Here is a 7,324-nt window from a genome sequence, read left to right on the forward strand (position 1 = left end):
GCCGCACACCGCGCACATGTGTCCAACCGTCAGATGCGCCCAGGAGAAGACCATGCCGGCGTCCGAAGACAACAGCAGCCTCAGCACGCTGCAGGCCCACGCTCCACACCCCGGGCATTCCCCCGGGCAGGCGGCCGCCGCCTTCGCGCCCCATCCCCGCGCGCCCCATCCCCTCGCGCCCCCGGCACCCGCCACGACGGCCGGCATCCCGCCGTCCCCGAGCGCCGCGCCCGTGCCGCAACTGAGCCAGGGTCTGCAGACCCTCGGTGAGTACAAGGGGTCGGGCTTCAACGAGCGCCGGTACATCGTCCGCCGCGGCGACGGACAGGTGATCCAGCTGTCACGCCTGCTGTACCTCGTCGTCAGCAGCGTCGACGGCGCCCGCGACGCCGAGGCGATCTCCCACCGGGTCAGCGGCCGCTACGGGGCCGAAGTCACCACGGAGAACATCGTCTACCTGGTGGAGCACAAGCTCACCCCGCTCGGCATCACCGTCCCCTTCGGAGACCAGCCCGGCGAGGTCCTCGCTCCCCGCTCCGATCTGCTGCTGGCCCTGCGCGGCCACAAAGTGATCTTCCATGAGGGGCACGTGGCCCGCATCGCCGCCGCGCTCGCTTGGCTGCACCGGCCCCTGGTGGTGGTGCTGACGCTGGCGGGCGTCGTCGTCATGGACGTCTGGCTCTTCGCCGTCCACGGCGCCATGACCCCCGTGCTGCAGGTGCTCGAACAGCCGCTGTGGATGCTCATCATCTTCGGGCTGACCGTGGCCTCCCTCGTCTTCCACGAGTTCGGGCACGCGTCGGCCTGCCGGTACAGCGGAGCAGTGCCCGGGAAGATCGGATGCGGCATCTTCCTGATCTGGCCGTCCATGTACACGGACGTCACCGACGTGTACCGGATCGGGAAAGGCGGCCGCCTGCGCACCGGACTGGGCGGCGTCTACTTCAACGTCATCTTCATGCTGGCCCTCACCGCGACCTACCTGCTCACCGGCCAGTCCTTCCTGCTCGCCGCGGTGTACCTCGCACACTTCGAAGTCCTCGAACAGCTCGTACCGGCGGTGCGGCTGGACGGCTACTACATCCTGGGCGACCTGGCCGGCGTCCCCGACCTGTACGGCAAGGTCAAACCGATCCTGCTGAGCCTGCTGCCCGGGCACCACCAGGCCGCCGCGCAGGTCGCGGACCTCAAACGCTCCGCACGAACCATCGTGACGGTGTGGGTCCTGACCATGGTCCCGCTGCTGCTCGCCGAGGCGGCGTACGCCCTGTGGAACCTGCCGCGCCTGCTGGCCACCGCGGCGCGCGGCCTGCACGACCAATGCCTGGGAACGCTCGCGGCGTTCACCGACGGGCACACGGCGGCCGGGCTGGTCGGAGTGATCGGCACGCTCATGCTGCTGTGCCCGATGGCGGGAGGCGCCTACCTCGTCGCCCGGCTGGCAGCCCGCCTGTGGCGCGCTGCGGCGAGGGCGAGTGAAGGAAGGCCGGTGGTGCGTCTGGCGCTGGCCGCCGCGGCCACCGCGGGCTGTGCCGTCCTCGCCATGGCCTGGGTGCAGGGCCTGACCCCCCAGCCGCTTCCGGAAGCGGCCCCGGTCACCCCCGCCCTGCAACCGGGCAAACCCACACCGCGCACCCCGTCCCCCACCCCCACACGCCCCGCGGCGACACACCCGGCCCCCCGCCGCTTCGCCGGCGCCACCCCGGGGCAGAGCGGCCCTGCGCAAGTCCCCCACCCCACCGCGAGCAGCCGGCTCACCCCCGCGGCCACACCGTCCGCCACATCCCCGGCGGCCCCGGCGCCCGACACCGGCACACCGGGCCCCGGCCCCACCACGTCGGCCGGCACCACTCCCACCAGTCCCGCACCCAGCGCCTCCCCGAGCCAGACCCCCTCCGAACCCCCCTCCCACTCCCCCTCACCCTCGCCCTCGCAGCCTCCCCCCACCTCGCCCTCACCCTCGGCGACCGCGCCGCCGCCCCCGAGCCATTCCTGACACCACGCACCACCGCACCCTTTGCAGGAGAAGACCATGCACCATCGCAAGCCGCCCACCCCCAAGGCCACCAAGACGGCCGTCCGCCTCGGCGCCGTCGTCACGGCCGGCCTGGCCCTGACGGCCGTCACCACCGCGGCCCGCGCCACCCCCGGCCGTTCCGGCATCTCCCACGACGTCGCCATCGCTGTCGACGCCGCGTTCAGCCACGCAGACAGGACTCACGTGAACCAGTTCGACAAATCCTTCGTGATCCACGAATACGGCCCCTCCGTCGCCGTGACGGCCAACAACCGGGCCACCGCGGTCTCGGCGGGATGCTCCCTGAACAACCCCTGCCGCTCCGTCGCCCTCTCCTACCAGATCCTCACCACGGCCGGCCGGAACGCGCGCCTGATCAACGCCACCAACATCAGCAGGTCCGTCAACGAACACTGCCCGGCGTGCCAGACCGTCTCCGCCGCCTACCAATTCATCGTGGCCACACCCCGGCAGTTCAGCCTGAGCCGCCAGGCGCGCAGCGAACTGAGCAGCATCAACCGCCAGGTGGACGCTCTCAGGGCGTCCCACCTGCCGATGGACCAGATCACACGTCAGGCCGACGAGCTCGCCCGGCAGGTCAAAACCGTCCTCGACCGTGAGGCGGCACGCGCACCGCGCACCAGCGGCGCCAACGACCCCCTGACCGACTTCATGCCGACCGTGACGATGCACCGCTACGTCCGCTGACCTGCTCCCCCGCCCCTGACTGCGGCCTGCGTCCCCGCAGGCGACGGCCGCCCGCGTGACCGCCTGGCGCACGGACGGACGGCGGCCCGCCCCGGCCCATGTTCGTCCACTCGTGCGCCAGGCGGCCACAGGAATCGGGACAGCAGGCTCCCCTGGTGGACGCGCTCGCCGGGTCACTCCGGCTCCGCGTGCTCGTGCGCCGGCGGCCGGTCTCCGCGGATCTTGCCGAGCGGATGGTCAGTCTGCTCCTGGCCGGTGCACTACATACCCCCACCGTCACCAGGGGCTGCGACGCGGGCCACAGGTGCGTGTGATGCACCTGGCAGGGAACGCAGGGCGCTGTTTTTCCCTCCGTTCCCGGTAGAAGGTGATCGCGTCGGTTGCAGCGGCTCAGTGGTGTGAAGGTGACTCCTCCCCCTCGTAAACGAGGGGGCTTCTCGCTAAGCCGGGTTGGCGTTGCGACGGACCAGCCCGGCCCGTAGAACGTTGATCGCGGCCACCGTGTCCGCGTGCGCGTTGTGGCCGCACGAGACACAGTGGAACTGTTCCTGGGTGGGCCGGTTCTCCTTGGCGGTGTGCCTGCATTCGGGGCACCGCCGGGAGGTGTTGCGGGGGTCCACCGCTATCACTTGCCGTCCGGCTCCTTCCGCCTTGGCGGCCAGGATCGCGAGGAACACCCCCCATCCGGCATCAGCGATCGAGCGGTTGAGCCCAGCCTTCGCCGTGGCCCCGTTCGGTAGCCAGTTGCCCGGCTGGTCGGGGTCCGGCTTGGGGGCCGGGGACTTGCTCATGTTGCGGATCTTGAGGTCTTCGTGCGCGATGAAGTCGTGCTCACGGATCAGACCAAGCGCGGTCTTGTGCGCGTGGTCCAGGCGCTGACGACGTACCTTGCGGTGTAGCCGGGCAACCCTCTCCACGGCCTTGCGGCGTCGCTTCGAGCCACGCTTGCACCGGGACAGGGCCTGCTGTGCGGCTTCCAGCCTCGCGGCGGCTCTTGCTCCGTGACGGGGATTGGGTACGAACTCGCCGTTCGAGTCGGCGAGGAAGTTGGCTATGCCCATGTCGACTCCGACCACACTGCCGGTCGTCGCAAGCCGTTCGGGCTGGGTCTGCTCAGCGGTCAGGATGACGTACCAGCGGCGCCCTTCGCGCTTCACCGAGATCGTCTTGACCTTTCCGACGACCGGCCGGTGCTGGTGCACCCTGACGTGCCCGACACCCTGGAGGCGCACGCGGGTGACGGGATCGTGCGGGGTGGCATCCCAGCGGCAGCCGTCGCCGTCCTTCGGAAAGTCCACGATGTCGAACCGCTTGCCCGAACGGAACCGCGGATAGCCGGGAGCTTCCCCGGCCTTCACGCGTCCAAAGAACGCGGCGAACGCCTTGTCCAGCCGGCGCAACGTCGTCTGCTGGGACGAGAACGACCAGCGTCCCTGACGTTCGGGGTCGAAAGACCGGATGTCCTTGAGCTGCGCGGACTGCTGCCCGTACTTGATGCTCGTCTTCGAGCTGTGCCGGTAGGCGTCCCGGCGTTCCTGCAACGCTCCGTTGTAGAGCGAGCAGTGATCACGCAGCATCTCGGCAAGCGCGCCCTGCTGGCCCACGGTGGGCCGCATGAGGAACTTGTACGCACGGATCACCGGCCCACCCCCTTCCTGGTCAGATCCAAGATCCTACTACGCTTGGCATATGTCACCACGCTGGAGCCCAAACCCCAACATTCGCACAGGCCGTCACGTTGCATACAACCTTCACGCCCATTTGGTGTTCGTCACGAAGTACCGTCGCGGTGTCTTTGATGACGCCATGCTGAAGCGGTGCGAAGAGATCATGCGGGAGGTGTGCGGCAAGTTCGAGGTAGAACTACGGGAGTTCAACGGTGAAGCCGATCACGTGCATCTACTCGTGCACTACCCACCGAAGGTCGCCCTCTCGAAGCTGATCAACAGCCTCAAAGGCGTCAGCTCACGCTATCTGCGGGCCGAGTACACCGGCCGCATCAACCGGATCGGGATGGGGTCAGTGTTTTGGTCCCGCTCCTACTTCGCGGGCTCGTGCGGCGGCGCGCCACTGACCGTGATCCGTCAGTACATCGAGAGCCAGAAGCGACCCGTCTGACCGCCACCCCGGAGACGGAGCGAACTCCGGCGCTGCGCGCCTCCGGCCCGAGGATGCATTCCCTCCCCGGCTAAAACCGGGGATACCCTGCAAGATCAGGGAACCGGCCTTTTGTGGTGCGGCCTCGGCAGGACTCGCTCCTGCGACACCCGCTTCAGGAGCGGGGCGCCGCCTCGGCATGGACGACCCGGAGTTCCGTGCCGTCGCGGTCGCGGCGGGACCTGCCCAGGATGCCGACGGCCAGGTGCGAAGGGTCCTCGGGATCGTCGCGAGGCACGAAGGTGACGACGTCCGGATGGTGGCTCGTCACCAACCATCCCTCCCCCGTGTTGAGTTCGAGCACACGAAAGTCGCCGGCCGAGGTCGCGACGTGCACGGGGCCGAACTCGCGGAGGATGCCGATGGCCTGCTCGGTGGGTTCATCGGTGGGGTGTTCAAGCACCACGCAGGTGCCGTGTTCGAACAGCACCCATGACTTGCCAGAGCCGGTGAGCAGACGCCGCCAGGCGTCGATGAGTGTCTCGGTGTCCACGGTGGTCATCATGACGCACTCGCGCCTCCCATCACCTGCCACGGGCCGAACCCGACCAACCCGCAGTCTGTCTGACGGGCGACGGCAGGCCGCCAGCTCGGGCCGGTACGGCGGTCGCGCGGCCGAGCGCGTCGACGGGGCGCGGCGGGAGCGTGCGCCGGCCAACCGCCGAGCCCCTCGGCGTGCGGTTCGACCGCACCCGGGTTGCACGCCCGGTCCTCGAGGGGCTCGCCCTGCTCGTAGCGTCGGTGGCAGCTGTCTTCGCCGCCCCCGGGGAGCCCGCTTCGGGCGCGCATCGCAGTGCAAGCGCACCGGCGCTGCGCCATGGAACCTGTGCCCGGTGGCGTGGCCGCCAGGTCTGAGGGACTGCGCGATGGCGGGAAGGCGGCCGCCGCGCAGCAGCCCGGAACCGTCGGCCGTCGCGCGGACTCACGAACCCCAGGCGTCGATGACGGCCGGTGCGGATAAACAGGTTGCCGCCCTGCTCGCCGCGTTCCCGCGTCCCACATCTCCCTTCGACAGCCCAAGGGGAGTGGCCCAGCTCTTGGAGATCCTGCTGGAGGTTGGGACGGATGAACAGGTTGCCGAGCTGGGCTCCCGGGCCGCCGTCGCCTACGGGAATCGGCGTCCGGTGACCGCCTCGCCGGGTCGTTCAGCAGGGAGTCTTCGATCCGCTCTCGTCGCGGTCGGTCGGACTCCGTCCGGTCAGTCCCCCCATTTTTCTTGCCGGGGTAAGCCGCGGCGGTGGTGGCGGCAGCCCCGTTCGGGTGACTTCGTGCAGGCCCGGAAGTGGAACGCTGGCGGTATGAGCAAGACCGCGCTGACCGTCATCGACATGATCAACACTTACGATCACCGGGACGCTGAGCTGCTGCTTCCCTCGGCGCGGAGGGTCGTGCCCGTACTGACCGATCTGCTGCGCCGTGCGCGATGCCACGGAGCACCGGTCATCTATGTCAACGACAACTTCGGAGAGTGGCGTTCGCACCATGGCGAGCTGCTGGAGCAGGCTCTGGCAGGTTCCCATGCGGATCTCGTCGAGCCGCTGCGACCCGACGCCGACTCCCTTTTCGTGCTCAAGGCCAGGCACTCCATCTTCTACGAGACTCCTCTGACGTATCTGCTCCAGCAGCGGGGAATCCAGCAGTTGGTGCTGTGTGGCCAGGTGACCGAGCAGTGCGTGCTCTACTCCGCACTCGACGCCCACATCCGCCACCTGGAAGTGATCGTCCCCCGAGATGCCGTGGCACACATCCACGAGGATCTCGCAGAGGCGGCACTGCGCATGATGGAGACGAACATGGGTGCACGCGTGTGCACGAGCCGGGAACTGTGGACATGACTCCCGCACCGCGACGTCACCTGGGCAGGTGCCTCCACCGCAGCCGGCCAGGGGCGCCGCCAACGCTGCGAGAGAGCCGTGCGGCCGTCGGGCAGACGTACGGCCGGCTGCCGGGGTGCGCGGCCGGCCCGATGCAGGGGCACGGCGGCGTCAGGCTGCCGGGGCCGAACGGCCGGCCCGCGCCCGCACTGCGCACATGCGCCCCGAGACCCTGAAGAGGTCCCGTGTTCCCAGCCGCGCGGCGGCCGTACCGGTCGCTGACCCGCCCCGCGGATTCCGTCACCTCGCGCATTTCCCCGGTGCCCCAGAAGGCGGAAGAGGGGCTCTGGGCAACGATGTGTCCTTCGCGCTTGATCTGGTGCGCCGGCACGACTTCGTCGCGCACGAAGCCCTCGAGATCCGCAACATGAGCAAGGCCCCCGATCCCAAGCCGGACCCCGAGAAGCCGGGCCGTGATGGCCGTGGATCCCCGCAACACCTCCGGCGGTGCCCCGCGTGCGGACACACCGCCAAGGAGAGCCGGCCCACACAGGAGACCTTCCGCTGCGTCTCGTGCGGCCACCACGCGCACGCGGACACCGTGGGCGCCATCAACGTTCTACGGGCC

At 69.5% G+C, this 7,324-nt stretch carries 7 protein-coding genes; 5 read left to right on the plus strand and 2 right to left on the minus strand.

Features of this window, described 5'->3' with window-relative positions; translation table 11 throughout:
- The first annotated feature begins 52 nt into the window (after positions 1 to 52).
- Positions 53 to 1,996 (plus strand): hypothetical protein, encoded by a 1,944-nt coding sequence (locus tag ACWEN3_RS03850; protein ID WP_452965268.1) that lies wholly within the window; start codon positions 53 to 55, stop codon positions 1,994 to 1,996.
- A 36-nt stretch (positions 1,997 to 2,032) separates the two neighbouring features.
- Entirely contained in the window at positions 2,033 to 2,725 is a 693-nt protein-coding gene (locus ACWEN3_RS03855; RefSeq protein ID WP_452965270.1) for a hypothetical protein, read from the plus strand.
- 440 nt (positions 2,726 to 3,165) lie between these two features.
- Here the strand turns inward: ACWEN3_RS03855 and ACWEN3_RS03860 are convergent, their stop codons facing one another.
- A complete protein-coding gene (locus ACWEN3_RS03860) occupies positions 3,166 to 4,365 on the minus strand; it encodes an RNA-guided endonuclease InsQ/TnpB family protein (protein WP_452965273.1) in 1,200 nt (399 codons plus the stop codon).
- A gap of 49 nt (positions 4,366 to 4,414) precedes the next feature.
- Here ACWEN3_RS03860 and tnpA point away from each other — a divergent pair, with 49 nt between their 5' ends.
- Positions 4,415 to 4,843, plus strand: a complete 429-nt coding sequence (gene tnpA / locus ACWEN3_RS03865) for an IS200/IS605 family transposase (RefSeq protein WP_452965276.1) — start codon at positions 4,415 to 4,417, stop codon at positions 4,841 to 4,843.
- 154 nt (positions 4,844 to 4,997) lie between these two features.
- Here the strand turns inward: tnpA and ACWEN3_RS03870 are convergent, their stop codons facing one another.
- A complete protein-coding gene (locus ACWEN3_RS03870) occupies positions 4,998 to 5,384 on the minus strand; it encodes a hypothetical protein (RefSeq protein WP_452965286.1) in 387 nt (128 codons plus the stop codon).
- A 796-nt stretch (positions 5,385 to 6,180) separates the two neighbouring features.
- On the opposite strand from ACWEN3_RS03870, the gene ACWEN3_RS03875 reads away from it, so the two are divergent.
- Both ACWEN3_RS03875 and ACWEN3_RS03880 read left to right on the plus strand, forming a co-directional pair.
- On the plus strand, positions 6,181 to 6,717 hold the full coding sequence (locus tag ACWEN3_RS03875; RefSeq protein ID WP_452965278.1) for a cysteine hydrolase family protein: 537 nt from the start codon (positions 6,181 to 6,183) through the stop codon (positions 6,715 to 6,717).
- Between the two features lie 337 nt (positions 6,718 to 7,054).
- Positions 7,055 to 7,324 (plus strand): zinc ribbon domain-containing protein (locus ACWEN3_RS03880; RefSeq protein ID WP_452965280.1); only part of this gene is annotated, 270 nt, incomplete at its 3' end.

The sequence above is a fragment of the Streptomyces sp. NPDC004561 genome, assembly GCF_053602155.1.

What these genes read in the sequence shown, in the direction of transcription:
- tnpA (WP_452965276.1), top strand. Translation starts at nt 4,415, where the DNA reads ATGTCACCACGCTGGAGCCCAAACCCCAACATTCGCACAGGCCGTCAC.
- ACWEN3_RS03875 (WP_452965278.1), top strand. Translation starts at nt 6,181, where the DNA reads ATGAGCAAGACCGCGCTGACCGTCATCGACATGATCAACACTTACGAT.
- ACWEN3_RS03855 (WP_452965270.1), top strand. Translation starts at nt 2,033, where the DNA reads ATGCACCATCGCAAGCCGCCCACCCCCAAGGCCACCAAGACGGCCGTC.
- ACWEN3_RS03870 (WP_452965286.1), bottom strand. Translation starts at nt 5,384, where the DNA reads ATGACCACCGTGGACACCGAGACACTCATCGACGCCTGGCGGCGTCTG.
- ACWEN3_RS03850 (WP_452965268.1), top strand. Translation starts at nt 53, where the DNA reads ATGCCGGCGTCCGAAGACAACAGCAGCCTCAGCACGCTGCAGGCCCAC.